General features: G+C 75.7%; 24 protein-coding genes. 14 read left to right on the plus strand and 10 right to left on the minus strand.

The genetic code is table 11. The features are described from left to right. The first annotated feature begins 79 nt into the window (after positions 1-79). The 3 genes from ACI797_RS09155 (at position 80) to ACI797_RS09165 (ending at position 1532) form a co-directional block, all read left to right on the plus strand. A complete protein-coding gene (locus tag ACI797_RS09155) occupies positions 80-634 on the plus strand; it encodes a GNAT family N-acetyltransferase (protein ID WP_456858304.1) in 555 nt (184 codons plus the stop codon). A 257-nt stretch (positions 635-891) separates the two neighbouring features. After that, positions 892-1068, plus strand: a complete 177-nt coding sequence (locus ACI797_RS09160) for a hypothetical protein (RefSeq protein WP_456858305.1) — start codon at positions 892-894, stop codon at positions 1066-1068. A gap of 170 nt (positions 1069-1238) precedes the next feature. Further along, positions 1239-1532: a hypothetical protein gene (locus ACI797_RS09165; RefSeq protein WP_456858306.1), complete on the plus strand. Its 294-nt coding sequence runs from the start codon at positions 1239-1241 to the stop codon at positions 1530-1532. A 70-nt stretch (positions 1533-1602) separates the two neighbouring features. Here the strand turns inward: ACI797_RS09165 and ACI797_RS09170 are convergent, their stop codons facing one another. Both ACI797_RS09170 and ACI797_RS09175 read right to left on the minus strand, forming a co-directional pair. Continuing rightward, positions 1603-3348, minus strand: coding sequence for an SCO7613 C-terminal domain-containing membrane protein (locus tag ACI797_RS09170; RefSeq protein ID WP_456858307.1), 1746 nt, complete (start codon positions 3346-3348; stop codon positions 1603-1605). A 39-nt stretch (positions 3349-3387) separates the two neighbouring features. Beyond that, positions 3388-5481: an SCO7613 C-terminal domain-containing membrane protein gene (locus ACI797_RS09175; RefSeq protein ID WP_456858308.1), complete on the minus strand. Its 2094-nt coding sequence runs from the start codon at positions 5479-5481 to the stop codon at positions 3388-3390. Between the two features lie 120 nt (positions 5482-5601). On the opposite strand from ACI797_RS09175, the gene ACI797_RS09180 reads away from it, so the two are divergent. The 7 genes from ACI797_RS09180 (at position 5602) to ACI797_RS09210 (ending at position 12094) form a co-directional block, all read left to right on the plus strand. Continuing rightward, positions 5602-7203 carry an ABC-F family ATP-binding cassette domain-containing protein gene (locus ACI797_RS09180; protein WP_456858309.1) on the plus strand — a complete coding sequence of 534 codons (1602 nt, stop codon included), beginning with the start codon at positions 5602-5604 and terminating at the stop codon, positions 7201-7203. 145 nt (positions 7204-7348) lie between these two features. Beyond that, positions 7349-7576: a helix-turn-helix domain-containing protein gene (locus tag ACI797_RS09185; protein ID WP_456542506.1), complete on the plus strand. Its 228-nt coding sequence runs from the start codon at positions 7349-7351 to the stop codon at positions 7574-7576. A gap of 14 nt (positions 7577-7590) precedes the next feature. Further along, positions 7591-8364, plus strand: a complete 774-nt coding sequence (locus ACI797_RS09190) for an enoyl-CoA hydratase/isomerase family protein (protein ID WP_456858310.1) — start codon at positions 7591-7593, stop codon at positions 8362-8364. An 81-nt stretch (positions 8365-8445) separates the two neighbouring features. Continuing rightward, positions 8446-10338 carry an ABC transporter ATP-binding protein gene (locus tag ACI797_RS09195; protein WP_456858311.1) on the plus strand — a complete coding sequence of 631 codons (1893 nt, stop codon included), beginning with the start codon at positions 8446-8448 and terminating at the stop codon, positions 10336-10338. Between the two features lie 195 nt (positions 10339-10533). Continuing rightward, positions 10534-10998, plus strand: coding sequence for an SgcJ/EcaC family oxidoreductase (locus ACI797_RS09200; protein WP_456542580.1), 465 nt, complete (start codon positions 10534-10536; stop codon positions 10996-10998). After that, complete coding sequence (locus ACI797_RS09205) at positions 10995-11828, plus strand: sulfurtransferase (RefSeq protein ID WP_456858312.1); 834 nt, start codon at positions 10995-10997, stop codon at positions 11826-11828. The genes ACI797_RS09200 and ACI797_RS09205 overlap by 4 nt, the downstream gene beginning before the upstream one ends. Continuing rightward, positions 11825-12094 carry a hypothetical protein gene (locus ACI797_RS09210; protein WP_456858313.1) on the plus strand — a complete coding sequence of 90 codons (270 nt, stop codon included), beginning with the start codon at positions 11825-11827 and terminating at the stop codon, positions 12092-12094. Before ACI797_RS09205 ends, ACI797_RS09210 begins: the two co-directional genes overlap by 4 nt. Before the next feature lie 31 nt (positions 12095-12125). On the opposite strand, the gene ACI797_RS09215 is transcribed toward ACI797_RS09210, so the two are convergent. Continuing rightward, positions 12126-12881, minus strand: coding sequence for a DUF427 domain-containing protein (locus tag ACI797_RS09215; RefSeq protein ID WP_456858314.1), 756 nt, complete (start codon positions 12879-12881; stop codon positions 12126-12128). A 5-nt stretch (positions 12882-12886) separates the two neighbouring features. Continuing rightward, the gene (locus tag ACI797_RS09220; RefSeq protein ID WP_456858315.1) at positions 12887-13894 is read right to left on the minus strand and encodes a hypothetical protein; all 1008 of its coding nucleotides are present in this window, start codon (positions 13892-13894) and stop codon (positions 12887-12889) included. 100 nt (positions 13895-13994) lie between these two features. On the opposite strand from ACI797_RS09220, the gene ACI797_RS09225 reads away from it, so the two are divergent. After that, positions 13995-14600 carry a TetR/AcrR family transcriptional regulator gene (locus tag ACI797_RS09225; RefSeq protein WP_456858316.1) on the plus strand — a complete coding sequence of 202 codons (606 nt, stop codon included), beginning with the start codon at positions 13995-13997 and terminating at the stop codon, positions 14598-14600. On the opposite strand, the gene ACI797_RS09230 is transcribed toward ACI797_RS09225, so the two are convergent. Further along, the gene (locus ACI797_RS09230) at positions 14597-15196 is read right to left on the minus strand and encodes a TetR/AcrR family transcriptional regulator (protein ID WP_456858317.1); all 600 of its coding nucleotides are present in this window, start codon (positions 15194-15196) and stop codon (positions 14597-14599) included. The two genes, ACI797_RS09225 and ACI797_RS09230, sit on opposite strands and share 4 nt — an antisense overlap. 100 nt (positions 15197-15296) lie before the next feature. On the opposite strand from ACI797_RS09230, the gene ACI797_RS09235 reads away from it, so the two are divergent. Further along, positions 15297-16793, plus strand: a complete 1497-nt coding sequence (locus ACI797_RS09235; RefSeq protein ID WP_456858318.1) for a DHA2 family efflux MFS transporter permease subunit — start codon at positions 15297-15299, stop codon at positions 16791-16793. Here ACI797_RS09235 and ACI797_RS09240 read toward each other — a convergent pair. From ACI797_RS09240 to ACI797_RS09250, 3 genes are read right to left on the minus strand one after another with little or no spacing between them, the layout of a single operon-like run. Next, positions 16790-17476: a sirohydrochlorin chelatase gene (locus ACI797_RS09240; RefSeq protein ID WP_456858319.1), complete on the minus strand. Its 687-nt coding sequence runs from the start codon at positions 17474-17476 to the stop codon at positions 16790-16792. The genes ACI797_RS09235 and ACI797_RS09240 overlap by 4 nt on opposite strands. Positions 17477-17535: 59 nt before the next feature. Next, the gene (locus tag ACI797_RS09245; protein WP_456858320.1) at positions 17536-18297 is read right to left on the minus strand and encodes an SDR family oxidoreductase; all 762 of its coding nucleotides are present in this window, start codon (positions 18295-18297) and stop codon (positions 17536-17538) included. Between the two features lie 7 nt (positions 18298-18304). Then, a complete protein-coding gene (locus tag ACI797_RS09250; protein ID WP_456858321.1) occupies positions 18305-21151 on the minus strand; it encodes an aconitate hydratase in 2847 nt (948 codons plus the stop codon). Between the two features lie 149 nt (positions 21152-21300). Here ACI797_RS09250 and ACI797_RS09255 point away from each other — a divergent pair, with 149 nt between their 5' ends. Together ACI797_RS09255 and ACI797_RS09260 are read left to right on the plus strand one after the other, a co-directional pair. Continuing rightward, positions 21301-22044: an SIR2 family NAD-dependent protein deacylase gene (locus ACI797_RS09255; protein WP_456858322.1), complete on the plus strand. Its 744-nt coding sequence runs from the start codon at positions 21301-21303 to the stop codon at positions 22042-22044. 48 nt (positions 22045-22092) lie between these two features. Beyond that, positions 22093-22680 carry a dihydrofolate reductase family protein gene (locus ACI797_RS09260; RefSeq protein ID WP_456858323.1) on the plus strand — a complete coding sequence of 196 codons (588 nt, stop codon included), beginning with the start codon at positions 22093-22095 and terminating at the stop codon, positions 22678-22680. 49 nt (positions 22681-22729) lie between these two features. Here the strand turns inward: ACI797_RS09260 and ACI797_RS09265 are convergent, their stop codons facing one another. Further along, entirely contained in the window at positions 22730-24097 is a 1368-nt protein-coding gene (locus tag ACI797_RS09265) for an FAD-binding oxidoreductase (protein WP_456858324.1), read from the minus strand. Between the two features lie 51 nt (positions 24098-24148). Beyond that, positions 24149-24559, minus strand: coding sequence for a RidA family protein (locus tag ACI797_RS09270; protein WP_456858325.1), 411 nt, complete (start codon positions 24557-24559; stop codon positions 24149-24151). Positions 24560-24608 lie beyond the last annotated feature (49 nt).

Genomic DNA, 24608 nt, shown 5'->3' on the forward strand with positions numbered 1-24608 from the left:
GCAGGGGCCCGGGCCGAGCGTGCGAGGCCCGGGGGGCGGGAAGGCCCTTCCACCGGCGGCCGACGCCAGCGTGACGGTGGTGCCGGCTCCGGTCGGCGCCAAGGCGATCGTCGTCGGCGGCTCCGCCTGGCACGTCGTCGCGGCCGACGTCGACCCCGACTGGGTGGCCGGCGCGGTGGCGCACGACCCGATCGCCGCGCCGCTGGGCGCCCGCTTCCTCGCCGCGCTGGCCGATCGGGTCGGCGTCGAGCCCGGATCCCTCGACGCGGTGCTGGTGGCCCCACCGCCGCCGGCGTCGCCGGGCCTCGAGCTGGTGCCCGTCGACGTCGACCACCCGCGCGTGCGGCGGGCGCTCGAGCACCGGCAGGACGTGCGCATCCGGGCCACGCCCGACGGCGCCGGCGTGCTGATCCTCGGCCGCGGGGTCGCCGGGCGGTGGGAGGTCAGCCTGGAGGTCGACCCCGCCGCCCGCGGGCGCGGCCTGGGCACCGCGCTGGTGGCCGCCGCACCCGCCTTCGTCCCCGCCGGCGAGCCGCTGTGGGCCCAGGTGGCGACGGCGAACACCGCCTCGCTGCGCGCGTTCCTAAACGCCGGCTACCGGCCGGTCTGCGCCGAGGTTCTCTTCGGCCCCTGAGCGACGCCACGCCGCGCTCGAGTCGACGCCCATCCCGCTTCACGGATCGACGGCGTTGGATCGGGGTGATGCGGCGGTGATGGTGGAGTGACGGTCCGGAGCCTCTGATAGCTGCGTGGAGGTCGCGGACCGAGCTCGGCCGGGACGGGGCCGCCGCAGCCGGAGGAAGACATCGCGTGCCACCCAGGACGCCCACCGGACGGGGTGCAGGGACGGCGGGCCGACTCGGGTGTCACGCCCGCACCGAGGAGAGACCAATGGCGACAGAGCAGAAGGAAGCGGCGAAGGGTCGCGTGGTTCCGCTCGAGGAGGCGGACCAGAGAACCGTCAGCGACATCGTTCAGCGCGCTGTCACAGAGGGAGCCCCCACTGACGCGCGAATCGTCGGGATCTACGTGGATCCGCCCGGCGTCTGCATCGCTGTCGAGTCCTAGTTCTGGAACCGGGCGCGTGACGCTCAGCGCGGGTCACGCCTGAGCCCGGGGGCGGACGAGACCGGTTCGATGGGGCGCCGCAGGGATCGCGCCTCCATCCGCTCGCACGCGACCTGGCCACGTCGACCCGTCCCACATGGAGACGTGGCCAGGCTCGCAGAGCCGGCGACATGGCCTTCGACGGTGAAGGCTGGTGCAGGCACTCTGACAACGTTCGAGACCTGGGGGGCTCACGGCAGACGGGCCGGCTGGACGGCCATCTCGAGCTGTTCATCGCGGATCGTCATCGAGACACGCGTGAAGCCCGGATCTGGATCACGGACATCGAGGAGCACGTGCGCGGCCTGGATGTCTACGGACTGCACGTCTTCCCCCTCGCTGCGGCGATGCTCGGCTACACGGGCTTCGGCCCCTGCTCCCAGTTCCCCAGCTCGGTCACCCTCACCGTGACGGTCGTGCCCTGACAGCCCGTCGCGCACCACTCGGGAGGCCGATCCGGACACGGTGGGGCGTCGAGCTCGTGATCCGTGGACCTCAGCGCAGCTTCGCCAGCGGCGTGGAGAAGTAGGGCGCCGGCGAGAGCTCGCGGCGGGCGCCGACGGCGAGCAGGGCGACGCCGGTCAGCAGCGCCGCGGCGATCGGCCAGACCAGCGCCGACAGCGCCAGCGCGAGGGTCGTGCCCACCGCGGTGGCGGCGCCGATCTCCAGCGGCGCGCGCACGCCGGTCGCCGCGGCCGCCACCATCGTGGCCGCGCACGCCGCCAGCAGCAGGACCGGCCGCGTGGCGCCCGGCAGCACCACGGCCATCACCGCCGAGGGCACGGCCGCCACCAGCAGCCCCGGCCCCCACGCCGACCACGACGGCGCCAGGAGCAGCCGCGGCCCCTGCGCCAGCAGCAGGCCGATCGCCAGCGGCAGCGTGTACTCCTCCAGCACGTGCACCTCGTCGCCGGACACGGCGACCCACACCGCGGCCGTCCCCAGCGCCGCGCCCACCCGCCACGCGGCCGACGGCGGGTGCTGGTCGTCCACCGGACCCGCCGTCCACACCGCCCACTCCACGGTGACCACGGCCTGCACGAGCAGCACGACCGCCAGCGCGCCGCGGTCGGCGTCCACCGCCACCAGGGCCACCGCGGCGGCCGCGCTCCCGGCGGCGACGACCAGCGTGCCGCCCCGGTCGTCGGGCGGCAGCGTCACGGCGGCGAGCAGCCCGACCGGGTACAGCAGGGTCAGGACGGCGGCGGCCGCCGCCGGGCCGAGCCAGCCGGCCGGCACCGCGAGCACGACCGCCGCGGCCAGGCAGCCGACCGCCCACGGCAGCGCCGACCCGCGCTCGTCCGCCTGCAGCGCCGCCACGACCACCGTGGGGACCGCGGTGAGCAGGAACAGCACCACCAGCGCGCCCCAGTCGCCGCCCGCCCACAGCTGCACGAGCGCGGCCAGCGCCATGACCGACCCCGCGGCGACCGCGACCGGCCGGAACAGCCCCCGCCGCCAGCCGGACAGGTACTCGGGCAGCATCGAGGCGAGCAGCACGCCGACGTAGCCGGCTGCGGTGATGCCCGCGGTCCCCAGAGCGGCGAGCGACCCCGACACCGCCGCCCCGGCGACCGCGCCGGCCAGCAGCGGCACCACCACCGGCGGGCCGAGCAGGACGTCGAGGTCGGCGCGCAGCCGCGCCGGCAGCAGCCCCGCGGCGGCGGCCACGACCAGGACGGCGGCCAGGTGCCGTGCGGCGCCCTCGCCGGTCCACGCCGTCGTCAGCCCGCCGAGCACCCCGGCGACCCACCAGGGGGCCGTCGTCGCCAGCGCGGCCCGCGCCACGACCCGCCGTCCGCCCAGCGCCACGGCCAGCCCGGCCAGGGCGACCGACAGGGACACCGACGGGTGCCAGGCACCGGGGAGGGCGTCGACGACCCGCAGGACGGCGAGCTGCAGACCGGTCCACGCGGCCAGCGGCCAGGTGGCCGTCGTGGGCGCGAGCACCCGCAGGCACAGGAACAGCGCCACCAGCCCCGTCAGCGGGAGCGCGTTGCCCGGACCGGAGCCCCACGCCGCCGTACCGGCGAGACCGGCCGCGCAGAGCGCCAGCGCCTCCTCGGTGCTGCGCAGGCCCCGCGCCGCCGCGCCCACCGACAGCCCCGCAGCCGCGACCGCGAGCGCCAGCAGCGGCAGGCGGGCGGCCGTCCCGCCGTCGTCGAGGACCGCCAGCGCGGCGACGACCACCAGCGCGACGCCGACGCCGAGCAGCACCTGCAGCGTGCGGGAGGACCCCACGAGCCCACCGTAGGGGCCGGCGGCCGCCCCGGCAGCCGGTCAGCGCATCTGCGCCACCCAGGCGACCGCCTCCCGCGCCTGCTGCCGCCGCCGCTCGTACGTGGCGCCGACGAGCAGCAGCACCAGCCCCGCCGCGGTGAGCGTGACCCAGCGCGGCAGCAGCGGCGCGTAGGGCCAGAGCCGGCCGATCACCACGAACGCCAGCGCCGCCGCCCCCACCACGAACGGCGCCTGCCGGTGCGTGAACGCCCCGACGACGGTGAGGACCGCGGCCACGACCACGACCAGCACCAGCCGCACCGCGGTCGGGTCGGTCACGACCAGGAAGGCCGACGGCGCCAGCCCCACGGCGACCGCCGGTCCCTCCGCCGCCCACGACGGGCCGCGGGCCAGCATGCGCGGCAGGCCCACGAGCAGCAGCCCCGCCGCGGCCGGCAGCGTGTAGGCCTCCGGCGTCGTCGCGCCCGCGCCGGCCACGGCGATCCAGCTCGCCACCACCAGGTCGGCCACCGCGGCCACGGCGATCCAGCCGCGCCGCGCCACGAGGGCGTAGCACCCGGCCGCCGCCCCGGTGACCGCCAGCTGCAGCCCCACCTGGCCCCACGCCGCGGCCGAGACCGTTCCCGCCGCGCCCAGCAGCCCGGCCACCCCGGCCGGGGCGGCGAGGGCCGCCTCCTCCGGGGAGCCGGCGCGCAGCGCGGCCAGCCCGAACGCGACCGCGGCGACCACGGCCAGCAGCAGCCCGGCGGTCTCCGGGGCGAGCAGCCCGCCCCGCACCGCGACCAGGACCGCGCCGACCGGCGCGCAGACCCCCGCCGCCGCGGCTCCCGCCCGGAGCCGGGGCAGCAGGACGGCGGCCAGCGCGGCCGGCACCGCCGCCGCCAGGACGACCAGCGCCAGCGGCAGGGAGCGGCCGTCGTCCGCCAGGTGCCCGGCCCCGACGACGGCGGTGGCGGCGCCCCCGGCGACCAGCGCCGCGGCGGCGGCCCGGACGCCCGCCAGCGGGACGGCGGCGGTCAGCGCCGCCACGCCGAGCGCGGCCGCGGCGACCGCGCCCGGCCGCCCCGACCCGTGCAGCGTCTCGGCGAGCGCCAGGCCGGTCGCACCCGCGCCGACGCCGGCCACGGCGGCGGGGGAGGGCAGCAGCCCGGCGGCACCGGGCACCCGGGGCAGCAGCACCGCGCCGGCGGCGGCCGCGGCCAGCAGCGCCGTCGCCGTCCACCCCTCGACCGGACCGGACGACCCGGCCACCGTGATCGCGCCCAGCGCGCCCGCCCCCGCCGCGAGCAGCGCGAGCACCGCGGCGACCGGCACCAGCGGCCGGCGCACCCGCAGCAGGACCGCGACGTCGACGAGGGCGACGGCGAACGCGACCGCCACCGCGGACGGGCCGTCGAGCGCGCCCGGCGGCAGCAGCAGGAACGGCGCCGGCTGGGCCGCGAGCAGCGCGGCCAGCGGCCACGTCGTCGTGCTGCGGGTCGCCCGGCCGAGCCCGACGGCGACGAGGACGACGACGCCGCAGCCGATCGCCGCCCACAGCCGCAGCGGCAGCCCGTCCACGCCCAGCAGCCCCTTGCCGTAGGCGGCGGCGAGGTCGACGGCGAGCAGCGCGGCGCCGGCCGCGGCCAGCGTCTCCTCGGTGGCCCGCAGCCCGCGCCGGGCGGTCCAGGCCGAGGCGCCGCACGCCGCGGCGGTGACCAGCAGCATCACCGACGCCTGGAAGGCCAGCCCGAGGCGGGTCCAGGCCAGCGCCACGAAGGCGATCGCGCCCGAGACGAGCAGCAGGGCGCCGAGGCCGAGCAGCACCTGCTGCGGGCTCAGCCGGCGCCGCGGCGGGGGCGGGACGTACGCCGGCGGGGGAGGCATCACGAGGGGAGGAGGCGCGGGCACCGGGGCCGGCGGCGGCGCGGGCACCGGAGCGGGTGCGGGCGCCGCGCCGGGAGCCGACGCGCGCAGGGTGGCCAGCAGCGCGTCGCGGTCGCGGGTCAGCTCGGCGAGCGTCGCGCCGATGCGGGCCACGACCAGCGCGGCCTGGCCGACGGCGGGCAGCCCGCAGGTGGGGCAGGGCGCCCCCGCCGGCCCGGTCGCGGGGGTGCCGCAGACCGGGCAGGGGAACGCCGGCGTGGGGTGCATGCGCGCATGGTGACCGGTCGGCGGCCGGCGCAGAAGCGTTGTCCACCCCGGTCGGGTGACACGCCCCACGCCTCGGGAAATCGGTCGGACCACCGCGCGCGAGCGCCTACCCTGGGATCAGTGATCACGACGACCGGCCTCGAGCTGCGCGCCGGCGCCCGCATCCTCATCAGCGGCGCGGACCTCCGCGTGCAGCCCGGCGACCGCATCGGGCTGGTCGGGCGCAACGGGGCCGGCAAGACGACGACGCTCACCACCCTCGCCGGCGAGCGGCTGCCGCACGCCGGCAAGGTGGAGGTCTCCGGCGAGATCGGGTACCTGCCGCAGGACCCGCGCAGCGGCGACCTCGACATCACGGCCAGCGACCGGGTGCTCTCCGGCCGCGGCCTCGACGTGCTGCGCCAGCAGATGGTCAAGGCGCAGATCGCCATGGCCGAGCCGGCCGACGACGCCGAGCGCGACCGGGCCGTCCGCCGCTACGGCCGCCTCGAGGACCAGTTCGCCGCGCTGGGCGGCTACGCCGCGGAGAGCGAGGCGGCCCGCATCTGCACCGCGCTCGGCCTGCCCGACCGCGTGCTGTCCCAGCCGCTGCGCACCCTCTCCGGCGGTCAGCGCCGCCGGGTCGAGCTGGCCCGGATCCTCTTCTCCGACGCCGAGACGCTGCTGCTCGACGAGCCGACCAACCACCTCGACGCCGACTCGATCACCTGGCTCAAGGGCTTCCTCGCCGCGCACAAGGGCGGTCTCATCGTCATCAGCCACGACGTCGAGCTGCTCGACGCCGTCGTGAACAAGGTCTGGCACCTGGACGCCAACCGGGCCACCGTCGACGTCTACAACCTCGGCTGGAAGCCCTACCTCGCCCAGCGGGAGACCGACGAGCGGCGCCGCAAGCAGGAGCGGGCCAACACCGAGCGCAAGATCGAGGCGCTGTCGTCCCAGGCCGACAAGATGCGCGCCAAGGCCACCAAGGCGCGCGCGGCCAAGAGCATGGACAAGCGGGTCGAGCGGCTCGCCGCGGGGCTGGCCGAGGTCCGCGTGCAGGACAAGGTCGCGAAGCTGCGGTTCCCGACGCCGGCGGCCTGCGGCCGCACGCCGCTCATGGCCGAGGGGCTGTCCAAGAACTACGGCTCGCTCGAGGTCTTCACCGACGTCGACCTGGCCGTCGACCGGGGGACGCGGGTCGTCGTCCTCGGGCTGAACGGCGCCGGGAAGACGACGCTGCTGCGCATCCTCGCCGGCACCGAGGTGCCCGACACCGGCGAGGTCAAGCCCGGGCACGGGCTGCGGGTCGGCTACTACGCGCAGGAGCACGAGACGCTCGACCTCGACCGCACCCTGCTGGAGGTCATGCGCTCGGCGGCGCCGGAGAGCACCGACACCGAGCTGCGGCGGATCCTCGGCGCGTTCCTCTTCTCCGGCGAGGCGGTCGACCAGCGGGCCGGCACGCTCTCCGGCGGCGAGAAGACCCGGCTGGCCATGGCGACGCTCGTCGTCTCCGGGGCGAACGTGCTGCTGCTCGACGAGCCGACCAACAACCTCGACCCGGCCAGCCGGGAGCAGGTGCTGCAGGCGCTGCGCACGTACACCGGCGCGATCGTGCTGGTCACCCACGACGAGGGCGCCGTCCGGGCGCTGAACCCCGACAAGGTGATCCTGCTGCCCGACGGCACCGAGGACGCCTGGAGCGAGGACCTCGCCGACCTGGTCGAGCTGGCCTGATCCGTTCCGGTCGCCGTCGGTCCGCTCCTGGGTGATCATGGCCTCGGGGACGCCGGGCAGCAGGGCGCCGGCGACCAGGGGACGAGCTGCCACCACCGGGCCGGCGGGCGCGCCGGGGCGGTCGGCGCCGACACGGAGGGGAGTCATGGCCGACTCGAACACGGCGGACCTCGGCAAGGGCAAGCGGATCACGGGGGGAGACCGCACGTCGCTGGCGGACGAGCTGCGCAAGCGCTACGACGGCGGCGAGAGCATCCGTTCCCTGGCGACCTCCACGAACCGGTCGTACGGCTTCGTGCACCGGCTGCTGTCGGAGTCGGGGGCGACCCTGCGCAGCCGCGGTGGGGCGAACCGGAGTGCGAAGAAGGCCTGAACTAGAAAGGGCCCGTGACGAACACGAGTCCTGAGGGCTGGGTCCGCACCGACCGGGACGGCGCCGTCCTCACGGTCACGCTGGACCGCCCGGACCAGCTCAACGCCCAGACGCCGGCCACCTGGCAGGCGCTGCGCGCGGTGGCCGACGCGCTGGACGACGACGTCCGGGTGGTCGTCCTGCGCGGCGCCGGGCGCGCGTTCTCGGCGGGCCTGGACCGCAGCCTGTTCAGCCCCGAGGCCGGCGACGGCACGCTGGGCGAGCTGGCGGGCATGCCGGCCGACCTGGCGCAGGAGCGCATCCGCAGCTACCAGAGCGCCTTCCGCTGGTTGCGCTCCCCGGGGATCGTGTCGGTCGCCGCGGTGCAGGGGCACGCGATCGGCGCCGGCGCGCAGCTCGCGCTCGCCTGCGACCTGCGCATCCTCGCCGACGACGCCCAGCTGCGGCTGCCCGAGGTCACCCTCGGCCTGGTGCCCGACCTCACCGGCACGAGCAACCTCGTCGACCTGGTCGGCTACGGCCGGGCGCTGGAGATGTGCCTGACCGGCCGCGCCGTGGGCGCCACCGAGGCCCGCGCGATCGGGATCGCCAACCTCGTCGTCCCCCGCGCCGACCTCGACGCCGCCGTCGGCGACCTGGTGGCGGCCCTGCTCGCGCCGCCGGCCGGCGCGAGCCGCGAGACGGCGGCGCTGATCCGGTCGGCGGTGCACAACGACCACGAGACCCAGGACGCCGCCGAGCGCGCGGCGCAGGTGCGCCGGATCTCCGCTCTCGTCAGTGGGGCCTGAGAGGCTTCTGGCGGAACAGGCCGGTCCCGGGCGGTGTTGGCCGGGCGTCCAGGTCGGCCCGCAGGGAGGAGCAGCGTGGACATGAGCGGTCCCATGACCTCCATGGCCGCGATGCGGTCGTTCCGGCGCGATCCGTCGGTCACCGCGCGCGAGCTGCCCAAGGGCACCGTGAAGCGGATCCTGGGCGTGGCCAAGCCGTACCGGCGGGAGCTGACGTTCTTCCTGCTGCTGGTCGTCGGGTCGTCGGTCATCGGGGTGCTGACCCCGCTGCTGGCCGGCGACATCGTCAACCGGATCGCCCGGCTCGACGGCACGGCGGGCGACATCGTCCGCATCGCGCTGTTCATCGCCGGCCTGGCGGTGGTCGACGCGGCGATCTCGCTGGCCACGCGGTGGTACTCGGCGCGCATCGGCGAGGGCGTCATCTACGACCTGCGCAGCAAGGTGTTCGAGCACGTCCAGCGCATGCCGGTCGCCTTCTTCACCCGCACCCAGACCGGCGCGCTGGTCAGCCGGCTCAACAACGACGTCATCGGCGCCCAGCAGGCGTTCACCTCGACGCTGTCCGGCGTCGTCTCCAACGCCATCGGCCTGGCGCTGACCGCCGGCGTCATGTTCTCGCTGTCCTGGCAGATCACCCTGCTGTCGCTGGTGATGGTGCCGCTGTTCGTGCTGCCCGCCCGGCGCATCGGCAAGCGGCTGCAGGAGATCACCCGGGAGTCCTACGGCCTCAACGCGTCGATGAACGCGACGATGACCGAGCGGTTCAACGTCGCCGGCGCGCTGCTGGTCAAGCTGTTCGGCCGGCCCGACGCCGAGGCCGAGTCCTTCCGCGGCCGGGCCGCCCGGGTGCGCGACATCGGCGTGCTCTCGGCGATGTACGGCCGCACGTTCTTCACCGCGCTCACGCTGGTCGCCGCGCTGGCCACCGCGCTGGTGTACGGCCTCGGCGGCTGGCTCGCCTTCGACGGCACGCTCAGCCCCGGCGACGTCGTGGCCCTCGCGCTGCTGCTGTCGCGGCTGTACGGCCCGCTGACCGCGCTGTCCAACGTCCGCGTCGACGTCATGAGCGCGATGGTCAGCTTCGACCGCGTCTTCGAGGTGCTCGACCTGCCGCCGATGATCCGGGAGGCGCCCGACGCCGTCCCGGTACCGACCGAGGACCGGTCGATCGAGTTCGACTCGGTCTCCTTCAGCTACCCGTCCGGCGCCGAGGTGTCGCTCGCCTCCCTCGAGGAGGTGTCGCTGCCCGAGCACGGCGGCCCGACGGCGGTGCTGCACGACGTGTCGTTCCGGGTGGAGCCCGGCCAGCTCGTCGCGCTGGTGGGGCACTCGGGTGCCGGCAAGTCGACCATCGCCAACCTCGTGCCGCGGCTCTACGACGTCACCGGCGGCACCGTGCGGGTCGGCGGCCTCGACGTCCGGCGGGCCACGTCGGCCTCGCTGCGCGACGCGATCGGCGTGGTCAGCCAGGACGCCCACCTGTTCCACGACACGATCCGGGCCAACCTGCTCTACGCCCGCCCCGACGCCACCGAGGAGCAGCTCTGGGCGGCGCTGTCCGGGGCCCGCATCGGCGCGCTCGTGCAGTCGCTGCCGGACGGCCTGGACACCGTCGTCGGCGACCGCGGCTACCGGCTCTCCGGGGGCGAGAAGCAGCGGCTGGCGATCGCCCGGGTGCTGCTCAAGGCGCCGGGCATCGTGATCCTCGACGAGGCGACCGCGCACCTCGACAGCGAGAGCGAGGCCGCCGTCCAGCACGCGCTCGACGCCGCCCTGGAGGGCCGGACCTCGCTGGTCATCGCGCACCGGCTGTCGACGATCCGCGAGGCCGACCGGATCCTGGTGGTGGACGACGGCCGCATCGCCGAGTCCGGCACCCACGAGGAGCTGCTGGCGCTCGGCGGCCGCTACGCCGACCTGTACCGCACCCAGTACGCCGGCGGGGAGCCGCAGACCGTCGACGCCGCCTGACCTGCGGCCCGTGCCCGCGCCGGGCGGGCTGCTGCGCGGCCACGGCGGTGCTCCGGCGACGTGGCTGAGCCGCTCACCCATGGGCACCGCATCGATACGCGGCGTACCGGCGCGGACGGTTCCGGCGAGGGGCGGACGGGACGCCCGGAGCGACCACTAGCGTCACTGCTGTCCCAGCACCCTGAGGAGCGCGAGTTGACAGCTGCCCACCCGCACGACGCCGCCATCCGCACCTTGTACGTGCAGTTGCTGGACGGCTGGAACCGGCGCAGCGGCGCGGCGGTCGCGGCGGCGTTCGCCGACGACGGCGACATCATCGGGTTCGACGGCAGCCACCACAGCGGGCGGCTGACCATCGCCTCCGACCTGCGGCGGATCTTCGGCACCCACCAGACGCCGGCCTACGTCGGGCTGATCCGGTCGGTGCGGCCGATGGCCGAGGGCGTCGCCGTCCTGCACGCCCATGCCGGCATGATCCCGCCCGGCGGCGGTGACCTCGACCCGGCGCTGCTGACCGTGCACACCCTGGTGGCGGTCGAGGAGGGGCCGGGGCGCTGGAAGATCTCGCTGTTCCAGAGCACGCCGGCCGCCTGGCACGAGCGGCCCGAGGCCCGGGAGGCGCTGCTGGCGGAGCTGCGGGGCCTGCTGGCCCCCCAGTGAGCGTCCTGCTCCGCGCCGAGGAGCTGCTGGCCGGCCGCGGCCGCGTCGTGCTGCTCGACGTCCGCTGGGCGCTCGGCGACGACCGGGGGCACGAGCGGTACCTCGAGGGGCACCTGCCGGGCGCGGTCTTCGTCGACCTGGAGTCCGAGCTGGCCGGCCCACCGTCGGCGGCCGGGGGGCGGCACCCGCTGCCGTCGCTGCCGCGGTTGCAGGCGGCGGCCCGGCGGTGGGGCGTGCGCGCGGGCGACCGCGTGGTCGCCTACGACGACACGGGCGGCGCGGCCGCCGCCCGCGCGTGGTGGCTGCTGCGCTGGGGCGGGCTGGCCGACGTGCGGCTGCTCGACGGCGGCCTGGCCGCCTGGCAGCGGGCCGGCGGCCCGGTCGAGACCGGCGAGGTGGTGCCCGAGCCGGGCGACGTGGTGCTGACCGGGGGCGGCCTGCCGGTGGTGGGTGCCGACGACGCCGCCGCGCTGCCGGCCGCCGGTGGCCTGCTGCTGGATGCCCGCGCCGCCGAGCGCTACCGCGGCGAGGTGGAGCCGGTGGACCCGCGGGCCGGGCACGTGCCCGGCGCCGTGAGCGCGCCGACCACCGCGAACCTGGCCGCCGACGGCACCTTCCTGCCGGCCGCGGCGCTGCGGGAGCGCTTCGCCGCGCTGGGCGTGGCCGCCGGCCGGCCGGTCGCCGTCTACTGCGGCTCCGGGGTCACCGCGGCCCACGAGATCGCGGCGCTCGCCGAGGTCGGGGTCGAGGCGGCGCTGTGGCCGGGCTCGTGGTCGCAGTGGTCGGCCGATCCCGCGCGGCCCGCGGCGACCGGGCCGGACCCGGCATGACCGCGCCGACCCCCGCGACCTGGGTGGTCGCCGGCCTGTCGGCCGTCGCGCACCTCGTCGTCGGCGTGTTCTACCTGTCCTCGGGGCTGGTGGCCCCGCTCTGGGCGGTCGTCGTCCTCGCGGTCTGGTGGCTGCTGCTCGCCGTCCAGCTCTCCCGGCTGGCGCTGCGCGGCTCGTGGTGGAGCCCGGCGGTGCCGGTGGTCGCGTTCGCCACCTGGTACGTCGTCCTCACCGTGGGGGAGCAGGCCCTCGGCTGGACGGCCTGACCGGACCACCACCGCCGATGTCGCCCGGGGGCTACGAGAAGTGCGTGCGCGGGCGGTCCAGCGGCCGGCCGTCGACGACCAGGTCGACCTTCTCGTTGTAGAAGGCGACCAGGCCCGCGATCGGCAGCAGCTGCCGGGTGGGGAAGTCGTAGGACCACGCCAGGTCGCGGTGCAGCCGGTCGCCGATGCGCACCGACCAGTAGGCGCTGGTGCGGCCCTTGTACGGGCACTCGGTCACGGTGTCCGACGGCTCGAGCGCGTCCAGCTGCAGCGCCGTCCGGGGCAGGTAGTAGCGCGTGGGCAGGCCGGTCTCGAAGACCAGGACGGGGCTGGACGACTCGGCGAGCAGGACGCCGTCGAGCTCGACCCGCACCGTGCGCGTCGACCGCAGCGCGTCGACGCGGGAGTAGGGGTTGCGGGGGTGGACGAAGACCTGCTCGTCCTCCTCGAACCAGGCGTCGAGCGCCGCCCAGTCGACGTGCACGCAGTCGCTGAGCTCGCCCTCGGCCGGCACCCACGCCGCGCCGGGGCGGTGCTGCCCGCCGGCCCGCACCCCGTACCGCCGCGCCGTGCCCAGCCGCCGCCGCTCGACGACCCCCTCGTCCTCGAGCACCCCCGCCGCCACGTCGGCCAGCGGGACGTAGAACTGCGGGTAGTACGGCCACTCCCACACGTACCGGGCAGCGGTGGTGTCGAGGACCGGCGTGCCGCCGAGCCAGGCCCGGATGCGCCGGGGCACCGGCTCGACGTGGCCGACGGGGGTCATCGCCCGCGGGTAGTCGCGCACGGCGGTCATCCTGCCGCCGCGACCGCCTCCCGCACAGGCGTCAGGACCGGACGGCGGCGACGCTGCACCGCCGCGCCCGCACCGAGCAGCACCAGGCCGGCCACCACCCAGGTGGACAGGACGAGCAGGGGAGCGCCGGCGCCGGCGCCGTCGAACCACGACACCGAGCGCAGCAGCGAGCCCGTGGCGCCGGGCGGGAGCAGCTGGCCCAGCGTCCCCCAGCCGCCGGGCAGCAGCTCCGGCGCGCTCGCCAGGCCGGAGAGCGGGTTGCCCAGCAGGACGACGGCGGCCGCACCGAGGCCCAGGCCCACCGGGCCGGCCAGCTTCTCCAGCCCGAGCAGCACCAGCGCCGTGGCCGCCATCCCCAGCGCGACCACGCCCGTCGTCGTCCACCAGCCGCTCTCCACCGCGCCCAGCCACGTGCCGAGCACCGTGGCGGTCACCATGCCGCCGGCCAGCGCCATGGCGAGGGTCGCGACGGCGCGCATCCCGGTCCGGCGCACCAGCCGGGAGGTCAGGCCGGCGGTGAGGACGCCGCCGAGCGCCAGGGGCAGCGCCGCCGCCGCCAGCCCCGCACCGCGCGGGTCGCTCTCCGGCGTGGGGACGACGTCCTCGACCGGCACCGTCGTCCCGGTGGCGGCGCCCAGCCCGGTCGCCACCTGCCGCAGCGATTGCGCGACCACCGGCGAGGCGGCCGAGGCGACCAGCAGCTGCGGACCGTCGGGGCCGACGACGACGGCGCCGTAGACCTCGCGGTCCTCGATGGCCGCCCGGGCGGCCGCCTCGTCGGCGAGCACCTCGACGTCGAAGGCCCCGGGCTGCGCCTCGTCGAGCGCGGCGGTGACCTGCTCGGCGGCCGGTGCGGGCCCGGCCACGGCGAGCGGGAGGTCGTGCGGCGCCGAGCGCACGGCGGGCCAGGCGAAGGCGGTCAGCACGAGCGCGACGAGCACCGCGATCCCGGCGACCAGCGGCACCAGCCGGGCGGAGTCCCGGCCGGTGGAGGGGGTGGACATGACGACACCTCCAAGAAAACGAATGACCGTTCGCTTGCAGGTCAGACTCCTCCGAGGGGGCGACGCTGTCAAGAACGATCGTTCGTTTTACTATGGCGGCGTGCCCCGCGTCTCCGAGTCCCACCTCACCGCCCGCCGCGACCAGATCCTCGACGCGGCCACCGAGCGGTTCGCCGCCAACGGTTTCCAGGCGACCGGCATGGCCGACGTCATCGCGGCGAGCGGGCTGTCCGCCGGGGCGGTGTACCGCTACTTCCGCAGCAAGGACGAGCTGATCGAGGCGATCGTCGACCGCGTGCTGGGCCGGGCCGCCCAGCGGTTCGAGACCTTCCTCGACGAGGACCCCGATCCCGAGCCGTCCGCGGCGGTGGCGACGGCGGTCGACCTCGTCGCCTCCGTCGCCGCCAGCGGGCCGGTGGACATGACCCGCGTCGCGGTGCAGGCGTGGGGCGAGGCGCTGCGCAACCCCTCGGTGGGCCGGGTCGCGAGCACCGCGTACGGCACCATGCGCGGCTACTTCGTGGAGGTCGCCCGGCGGGCGCAGCGGTCGGGCCGGATGCCCGCCGACGCCGACCCGCAGCTGCTCGGGGCGGCGCTGTTCTCGCTGGTGCTCGGGTTCCTGCTGCAGCGGCTGCTGCTCGGCGACGTGGACCCCGAGGGCTACGTGGCCGCCGTGGAGGCGCTCCTGCCCACCGCGGCGTCCTAGCCCCGGGGTCGCTCGGCGTCGCCCAGGAGGGCCTGCAGGGCCGGCAGCAGCAGCCCCTCGACGTCGGCCGGCGACGCATCGGCGAGCCCCGGGAGCTCGAGCGCGTAGCGGCCGAGGGCCATGCCGGCAGCGCACGACATGAGCAGTGCCGCCTTGAGCTCGGCGTCGGGGCCGCCGATCGTCCGGGAGAGGTCGCCGATCACCGCGCACATCACCTCGTCGCGCATGATGCGCTTCGCCTCGTGGTGGGTGAGGAAGTTGCGCAGCAGGGTGACGGCCGCCTCCCGGTCGGCCGTGCCCTCGAACTTGGCCAGCAGGTCGCGCAGGACGGCGGCGGGGATCTCCTCCCGGGGCGCCGTGCGGGCCGTCCCGCCGCCGTGGGCGCCCTTCATCGCGGCGGCGAAGAGCCCCTCCTTGCTGCCGAAGTACTGCATCACCAGCGCGGGGTCGACCCCTGCCCGCCCGGCCACCGCGCGGATCGTCGCGCGCTCGAAGCCCTCCTCGGCGAAGAGCCGACGGGCCTCCTGCAGGATCGCCGCCTCCGTGCGGCGGCGGCGTTCCTCGCGTGACGTCGGTTCGGCACTCGGCGCGGGCACTCGCTCACTCTACAGGTGTTGACCGAGCCGGATGCTCGCTCTACGTTCGTTGAGTCATCGACTCAACGAACGTTGAGCCAACCGGCTCCCAGGAGTTCTCGTGACCACCACCGAATCCGGACCACCGTCCGGAGCCATCCGACACGCCGACGGGCGCGAGGTGAGGAAAGGCCTGGCGCTGCTCGTCCTGGCGATGAGCCAGCTCATGATCGTGCTGGACGTCAGCATCGTGAACGTCGCGCTGCCCGACATCGCGCAGGCCCTGGGCGTCGGCAGCAGTGCCGACCTGTCGTGGGTCGTCACCGGCTACACGCTGACCTTCGGCGGCTTCCTCCTGCTCGGTGGCAAGCTCGCCGACCGGCTCGGCCGCCGGCGGGTCTTCGTCGCCGGTGCCCTGCTGTTCGCGGTGGCCTCGCTGCTCGGCGGGCTGGCCGGCAACCTCGGCCTGCTCATCGCCGCCCGGCTGCTGCAGGGCCTCGGTGGCGCGCTGATGGCGCCGTCGGCGCTCTCGCTGCTCACCGTCGTCTTCGACGAGGGCCGCGAGCGCAACCGGGCGCTGGGCGTCTGGGCGGCCATCTCGGCCGGCGGCGCGGCCGTCGGCCTGATCCTCGGCGGCGTGCTCACCGAGTACGCCAGCTGGCGGTGGGTGCTGTTCGTCAACGTCCCGGTGGCCGCCCTCGCGGTGCTGGGCGCGCTCCGGCTGCTGCCCGAGAGCCGCGACGAGCGGGCACGGGGCTTCGACGTGCCCGGCGCGGTGCTGGTCACCGGCGGCCTGGTCGCGCTGGTCTACGCCCTGGTCAAGGGCAACGACTTCGGCTGGACGTCGGCCCGCACGATCGGGGTGCTCGCGCTCGCCGTCGTGCTGCTGGCCGCGTTCGCCGTCGTGCAGCGGCGCTCGGCCGATCCGCTCGTGGACTTCCGGCTGTTCCGCTCCCGGACCATGCTCGGGGCCGACCTGGGCGCGCTGTTCATCGGCGCCGGCCTGTTCGCCGTGTTCTTCTTCCTCATCCTCTGGATGCAGCTGGTGCACGGCTACTCGCCGCTGCGGGCGGGCTTCGCCTTCCTGCCCATGACCGCCTTCATCGTGGTCGGCGCGGGCATCGCGTCCCAGCTGCTCTCCCGGACCGGGCCGCGGCCGCTGCTCGCGGTCGGCCCGGTGCTCGGCGCGGCCGGCATGCTCTCGCTCGCCCTGCAGCTCGAGCCGGACTCCTCCTACGTCACCGTCGTGCTGCCCGCGCTGTGCGTCCTGGCGCTCGGCATGGGCATGACGTTCGTGGCGCTCACCGGCTCCGCGGTCGCCGGCGTGCCCCCGGAGGACGCCGGTGTCGCCAGCGCGCTGCTCAACGCGGGGCAGCAGATCGGCGGCTCGCTCGGGCTGGCCATCCTCACGGCGGTGAGCACGGCCCGCACGGACTCCCTCGCGCCGGCCGGGCCCGACGGGTCCCCGGCCTACGTGTCGGCGCTCGTGGACGGCTGGGCCCTCGGGTTCGTCGTCGCGGCGGGCTTCCTCGCCCTGGCCGCCGTCGTGGCCGGCAGCCTGGTGCGGGTGCGGCCCGCCGACGTGGTCGCCGGACCCGAGGTGGTCGTCGCGGCCTAGCGGGAGCCCACGGCGGCGTCGTAGCGGTCGAGGAGGACCGCTGCGACGCGGTCGTCGGGCAGCACGGGAGCGGTGACGGCGTCGGCCCCGGCGGCGGCCAGCTTGTCGGCGAAGTGCCCGGGGGCCAGCAGGTACGCCGCCACCACCACGCGGTCGGCCCCCCGGGCCCGGGCGGCGGCGACGGCGTCGGCGACCGGCGGCTGCGCCGCCGAGCCGAAGCCGGTGGTGACCGGACCGGTCCAGCGCTCCTGCAGCAGCGCGGCGGTGGCGGCGACGTCGGCGGCCGACCGCGGGTCGCTGGACCCGGCCGCGGCCAGGACGACGGCGGTGCGCGGGTCGGCGGGGTCGGCGCCGGCGGCCGTGAGCCGGTCGTGCAGCACGGCCACCAGCCGCTCGTCGGGCCCCAGCGGGCGGGCCGCGACGGCGGTCGGGTGCGCGGCCACCGCACCGGCGATGTCGACGTGCACGTGGTAGCCGCCGGACAGCAGCAGCGGGACGACGACGGCCGGTCGGCCCTCCGCGGCGAGGGAGCCGACGACGTCCCCCACCGTGGGCGGCTGCACGTCGACGAACGCCGCCGTCGTCACCAGACCGGGTCGCAGGGTGCGCGCGGCGAGCGCGAGCTCGGCGACCAGCCGCCGGCCGGTCGGGTTGCGGGTGCCGTGCGCGCAGGCGACGAGCACGTGGCCCCCTCGCAGGGGCCCACTGCGAGCGTGCGAGCGGTGGGGGGCGAGGGGGTCCTTCATGGCGAGCGCAGCATCCCGCCGTCGACCGGGATCATCACGCCGGTCAGGTACGAGGCGGCGGGGGAGAGGGCGAACGCGGCCACCCGGCCGAACTCCTCGGGCTGCCCGTAGCGGCGCAGCGGGATCGCGGCCGTGAACTTCTCGTACGCGGCCGCGGGGTCGCCGGTCGCCTCGTCGATCTCGGTGATGCGGTCGGTGGCGATCCGCCCGGGCAGCAGCCCGAACACCCGGATGCCCTTCGGTCCCAGCTCGTCGGCCAGCGCCTTCGCCGTCATGGCCAGACCGGGGCGCAGGCCGTTGGAGATGGCCAGGTGGGGGATCGGCTCGCGCACCGAGGTGGAGAGCACCAGCCCGATCGCCGCGCCCGCCTCCAGCCGGGGGACCAGCGCGCGGACCAGCCACAGCGGGCCGAGCAGCACGCTGTCGTAGGCCGCGCGCCACTGCTCGGGCGTGGTGTCGAAGAACGAGCCGGCCGGCGGGCCGCCGACGGAGATGAGCGCGCCGTCGAGCCGGCCCAGCCGCTCGACCGCCGCGGCGACCAGCCGCGGCGCCGCGTCGGGGTCGCCGAGGTCGGCGGCCAGCCCGTGCGCGGAGGGGGCGCCGCCGAGGCCGGCCGCTGCCTTCTCGACCGCCTCGGCGCTGCGCGAGCTGACCAGCACCCGCGCGCCGTCGGCGGAGAGGGCCTGGGCGGCGGCGAACCCCAGCCCCCGGCTCGCGCCGGTGAGCAGGAATCCCCGACCGCCCAGGCCCAGGTCCATCCCGGGATCAGCCCTGCCGGAGCGACCGGAGGACGTACTGCATGATCCCGCCGTTGCGGTAGTAGTTCGCCTCACCGGGGGTGTCGATGCGCACCCGGGCGTCGAACTCGGTCGTCCGACCGTCCGAAGCCTCCGCCCTGACCTTCACCGTGCGCGGGGTGTCGCCGTCGTTCAGGGCGGTGATCCCGGTGATGGTGAACTCCTCGTCGCCGGTCAGGCCGAGCGACTCGCGGTCCTGGCCTTCGGGGAACTGCAGCGGCAGCACGCCCATGCCGATCAGGTTCGAGCGGTGGATCCGCTCGTAGCTCTCGGCGATGACCGCCTTGACCCCCAGCAGCGCCGTCCCCTTGGCCGCCCAGTCGCGCGACGAGCCGGAGCCGTACTCCTTGCCGGCCAGCACGACCAGCGGGATGCCCGCCTCCTGGTAGGCCTGCGACGCCTCGTAGATCGACGTCGTCTCGCCGGTCAGGTGGTTCTTCGTGACGCCGCCCTCGGTGCCGGGCACCAGCTGGTTGCGCAGCCGGATGTTGGCGAACGTGCCGCGGATCATCACCTCGTGGTTCCCGCGCCGGGAGCCGTAGGAGTTGAAGTCGCGCCGCTCGACGCCGTGCTCGCGCAGGTACTTCCCGGCCGGGCTGTCGGCCTTGATCGAGCCGGCCGGCGAGATGTGGTCGGTGGTCACCGAGTCGCCCAGCACCGCCAGCGTGCGGGCACCGGAGATGTCCTGCACCGGCGCCGGCTGGTCGGCCATGCCCTCGAAGTACGGGGGCTTGCGCACGTAGGTGCTCTCGGCGTCCCACTCGAAGGTGTCGCCGGTCGGGGTGGGCAGGTTCTGCCACTGCTCGGTGCCGGCGAAGACGTCCTCGTAGCTGCGACCGAACTGCTCGGCCGAGACGGCCTCGTCGATGACCGCCTGGACCTCGTGCGGCGAGGGCCAGATGTCGCGCAGGTAGACGTCCTGGCCGTCGCTGCCCCTGCCCAGCGGTTCGGTGGTCAGGTCGAGGTCCATCGTCCCGGCCAGCGCGTACGCGATGACCAGCGGCGGGCTGGCCAGGTAGTTCATCTTGACGTCGGGGTTGATCCGGCCCTCGAAGTTGCGGTTGCCGGACAGCACCGAGACCACCGCCAGGTCGGCCTCGTTGACCGCGGCCGACACCGGCTCGGGCAGCGGGCCGGAGTTGCCGATGCAGGTGGTGCACCCGTAGCCGACCAGGTAGAAGCCGAGCTTCTCCAGGTACGGGGTGAGCTCGGCCTTCTCGTAGTAGTCCATGACGACCTTGGACCCGGGGGCCAGCGTCGTCTTCACCCACGGCTTGGTCGCGAGGCCCTTCTCGACCGCCTTCTTGGCCAGCAGCGCGGCGCCGAGCATGACCTGCGGGTTCGAGGTGTTGGTGCAGGAGGTGATCGCGGCGATCACCACGTGGCCGTGGTCGACGAAGGTCTCGGTGCCGTCCTCCATGACGACCTTGGTCGGCTTCGACGGCCGGTCGCCGACCGGGCCGGGGACGACGCCCTGGTGCGGCCGGCCGGCCTCGCCGTTGCCGTGCGCGAAGGGGCTCGGCGGGTCGGAGGCCGGGAAGGTCTCCTCGACCGACTCGTCGACGCTGGAGCCGGCGTCGCGGGGCGCGTCGTCGTCGTCCTTCTGCATCTCGTCGACCGGCGCGTAGGTCGGCAGGGCCTCACGGAAGGAGGCCTTGGCGTCGCTGAGCGAGACGCGGTCCTGCGGGCGCTTCGGGCCGGCGATCGACGGGACGACGGTGGCGAGGTCCAGCTCCAGGTACTCGGAGAAGGCGGGCTCGCGCGACGGGTCGTGCCAGAGGCCCTGCTCCTTGGCGTAGGCCTCGACCAGCGCCACCTGCTCGGCCGGGCGGCCGGTCAGCTGCAGGTACTTGATGGTCTCCTCGTCGATGGGGAACATCGCCGCGGTCGAGCCGAACTCCGGGCTCATGTTGCCGATCGTGGCGCGGTTGGCCAGCGGGACGGCGGAGACGCCCTCGCCGTAGAACTCGACGAACTTCCCGACCACGCCGTGCTGGCGCAGCATCTCGGTGATCGTGAGCACCAGGTCGGTGGCGGTAGAGCCCTCCGGCAGCTCGCCGGTGAGCTTGAAGCCGACCACGCGCGGGATGAGCATCGACACCGGCTGCCCGAGCATGGCCGCCTCGGCCTCGATGCCGCCGACGCCCCAGCCCAGGACGCCGAGGCCGTTGACCATCGTGGTGTGCGAGTCGGTGCCGACGCAGGTGTCGGGGTAGGCGACGACGCGGTCGCCCTCCGGCCGCGGGAAGACCACGCGGGCGAGGTGCTCGATGTTGACCTGGTGGACGATGCCGGTGCCCGGCGGGACGACCTTGAAGTCGCTGAAGGCGCCCTGGCCCCAGCGCAGGAACTGGTAGCGCTCGCCGTTGCGCTCGTACTCGATCTCGACGTTGCGCTCGAAGGACTCCGGGGTGCCGAAGACGTCGGCGATGACGGAGTGGTCGATGACCAGCTCGGCCGGCGCCAGCGGGTTGATCTTCTGCGGGTCGCCGCCGAGGTCGGCCATCGCCTCGCGCATCGTGGCGAGGTCGACGATGCAGGGGACGCCGGTGAAGTCCTGCATCACCACGCGCGCCGGGGTGAACTGGATCTCCTGGTCGGGCTCGGCGCTCGGGTCCCAGCCCGCCAGCGCCCGGATGTGGTCGGCGGTGATGTCCGCGCCGTCCTCGGTGCGCAGCAGGTTCTCCAGCAGCACCTTGAGGCTGAAGGGCAGCCGCTCCGCGCCCTCCACCGCGTCGAGCCGGTAGATGTCGTAGTCGGTCCCGTCGACGGTCAACGTCGACCGCGCCCCGAAGCTGTCCTTGCTGGCTGCCACTGCTCTGCGCCTCACCCTCGCTGGTCCGCGCGCATCCGTCCGGTCGCGCTGCTTGCCACCCCCGATCATCCCAGCACCGGCCCGGCGGCGCGGCTCCGGGCCGGGGGAGGGTCACCCGTGACCTGCGACACCGCACCTACGGTGGGGGCGTGGACGACGCCCCCGAGTGGCTCACCGCCGCCCGGCAGATCACCGTGCTGACCGGGGCGGGCATCTCGACCGACAGCGGCATCCCCGACTTCCGCGGCCCGCAGGGGGTGTGGACCCGCGACCCGGAGGCGGAGAAGCTCTCGACCCTGCAGTACTACGTGGCCGACCCCGACATCCGCCACCGGGCCTGGCGGGAGCGGCTGCGGCACCCGGCGTGGTCCGCGGAGCCGAACAGCGGGCACGCGGCACTGGTCGCCCTCGAGCGGCAGGGGCGGCTGCGGGCGCTGCTCACCCAGAACATCGACGGGCTGCACCAGAAGGCCGGGTCGTCGCCGGCGCGGGTGCTCGAGCTGCACGGCACGGTGCACGAGGTCGCCTGCCTGTCCTGCGGCGACCGGACGTCGATGCGCAGCGCCCTGGACCGCGTCGAGGGCGGTGAGCCCGACCCGGCCTGCCTGGTGTGCGGCGGCATCCTCAAGTCGGCCACGATCAGCTTCGGGCAGGCGCTCGACGCCGCCGTGATCGAGGCGGCCGCCCGGGCCGCGGGCGACTGCGACGTCTTCCTCACCGTCGGCACCTCGCTCACCGTGCACCCGGCGGCCGGGCTCACCGAGGTCGCCGCCGCCTCGGGCGCCCGCGTCGTCGTCGTCAACGCCCAGCCGACGCCGTACGACGACCGGGCCTCCCTCGTCGTCCGCGAGCCCATCGGCACCGCGCTGCCGCGGCTGCTCGCGGAGAGCTGAGCCCACCGGCAGCGGTGAGAACCGCGCCGTCGGTCGGTCGGAGCCGGCATGACCACCATCGCGAGCATCACCGTGTCGCTGGACGGCTTCGTCACCGGCCCCGACGACCGGCCCGGCCAGGGCCTCGGGGTCGGCGGCGAGCGGCTGCACTACTGGGTCTTCGGCGGGCCGTGGACCTACGACGGCGACCACGACCCCGGTGCCATGTCCGGGGAGGACAAGGCCTACTACGACGGGCTGGTCGAGCGGATCGGCGCCGGTGTCGTCGGCCGCGGGATGTACGACGCCGCGGGCGCGTGGGGCGGGAAGAACCCCTTCCCCGGCACGCTGGTCGTGCTCACCCACCGCACCGACCCGCACGACGAGAGCTTCGTCTTCGTCGACGACCTCGGCGAGGCGCTGCGGCTGGCCCGGGAGGCGGCCGGGGACAGGGCCGTGAGCATCGGCGGCGGGGCCGACGTGATCCGCCAGGCCCTCGCCGCCGGGGAGGTCGACGAGCTCTGCCTCTCCACCGCTCCCGTGGTCCTCGGCGCCGGGAAGCCGCTCTTCGACGGCACCCTCCAGCTCGACCTCGAGCCGCTCGCCGTGCACTGGTCGCGCTGGGCCACGCACGTGCGCTACGGCGTCCGCCGTTGAGCTGCGGAGGCCGGGGACGCGGGATCCCTGCGCCCCCGGCCTCCGAACGTCAGGCGACGCGGTGGCCGAAGCGGAAGACGTCCTCCGGGTCCACCCGGCGCTTCACCGCGAGCAGCCGCTCCAGGTCGCCGTCGCCCCACAGGGTGCCGACCTCCTGCGGCCCGGCGGCGCCGAGGAAGTTGAGCAGCGCGCCGCGCGCGGCCCACGGCCGCAGCCGGTCGACGACCGACTCGACGATCGCGGGGACGACGTCGACCAGCGGCGGGAACATCGGCCCGAGCATCCAGGCGGAGAAGGCGGCGTCGCGGCCGGCGACGGCGTTCGGGACGGCGGCCGGCCGGGACAGCGCGCCGCCCAGGTGCCGGATCTCCGCCATGGCCAGCGGGAGCTCGACGTCCGGGCCGGCGGCGGCGAGCAGCGCGTCGACGGTCTCGGCGGTCAGCTCGCGCAGCGTGAGGCCGCGGTCGAAGGCCGGCATCGGCGTCGTCGGGTCCATGTGGATGGAGTCGACGGCGGCGTAGGGCATCTCGGCGACCGTGTCGATGATCGACGGCGCCGCCGCGCGCATCGGCGCCAGCAGCGCCGCCCCCTCGTCCGCCGACCCCAGGTGGGCGATCCGCAGGTGCACGACGGTCTGCCCCTGCAGCGGCGGCGGCAGCGACGGGTCCGGGGGCAGCCGCAGGATCGCCACCGAGCTGGTCGTCTCCTCCGGCACGGTCGCCACCCACTCGCGGTAGGCGTGCAGGACGGCGGCGGCCGCGGCACCGGGGAAGAAGATGCAGCCGCCGTAGAGGGTGGCCACCGGCACGAGGCCGAACTCCAGCGCGGTGACGACGCCGAAGCTGCCCTTGCCGCCGCGCAGCGCCCAGAACAGCTCGGGGTCGGTGTCGGCGTCGACGGTCCGCACGGCGCCGTCGGCGGTCACGATCTCGGCCCGGCGCACCAGGTCGGCGGCGAAGCCGTACTTGCGGGCGAGGACGCCGAGGCCGCCGCCGGTGGTGTAGCCGACCACCCCGACGCCCGACGACGAGCCCGACAGCGGGGCCAGGCCGTGCGGTGCGGCGGCGTCGATCACCTGCCGCCAGCGGGCGCCGGCACCGACGCGGGCGGTGCGCGCCGCCGGGTCGACGACGACGCCGTCCATCCGCTTGGTGGTGACCAGCACCGCGCCGGCGAGGTCCTCGACGAGGCCGTGGCCGGTGGCCTGGACCGCGACGCCGAGGCCGCGCCCGCGGGCCCAGCCGACAGCCGCGGCGACGTCGTCGGCGCTGGTGGCCCCGACGACGACGGCCGGCTGCGGGGTGTGGGTGGTGACGAAGGGGGCGACCTCGTCGGCCAGCGCGGGGTCGCCGGCGCGCAGGACGGGGCCGGCGACGGCCCGGGCGAGGTCGTCGGTGTCGGGCAGGACGGTGGTCATGCGGGCGCTCCAGGTGTGGGTGCGGGAGGGAGTAGTTCAGAAGGGGTGGGTTCAGCGCGCCGCGGAGACCTCGAGCTCGACGAGCATCCCGGGCAGGGCCAGCCGCGCGACCCCGACCAGGGTCATGGGTGGGGTCGCGCCGACGCGGGCGAGCCGCTCGGCGAGCACGTCGAAGTTGGCGAGCACGGCGTCGACGTCGACGGCGTAGACCGTCAGGCGCAGGACGTCGGCGAGGGACATGCCGCCGGCGGCCAGCACCTCCTCGACGTTGGCGAGGGCGAGCGCCAGCTGGGCGGCGGGGTCGTCCTCGTGCAGCAGCTCGCCGCGCTCGTCGACGGGGCCCTGACCGGAGGCGGTCAGCACCCGGGTCGGGGCCGGGCGCACCTGGGCCTGGTCGAAGCCGAAGGCCGCGCTCCAGGGGGTGGGGTTGATCCGCTCGACGGGAGCGGTGGTCTGCGTCATGGCGCCACGCTGGCCGGGCGATCCCCCCGGGTCGATCCCACGTCGCTGG

The organism is Geodermatophilus sp. SYSU D00691 (assembly GCF_054050275.1).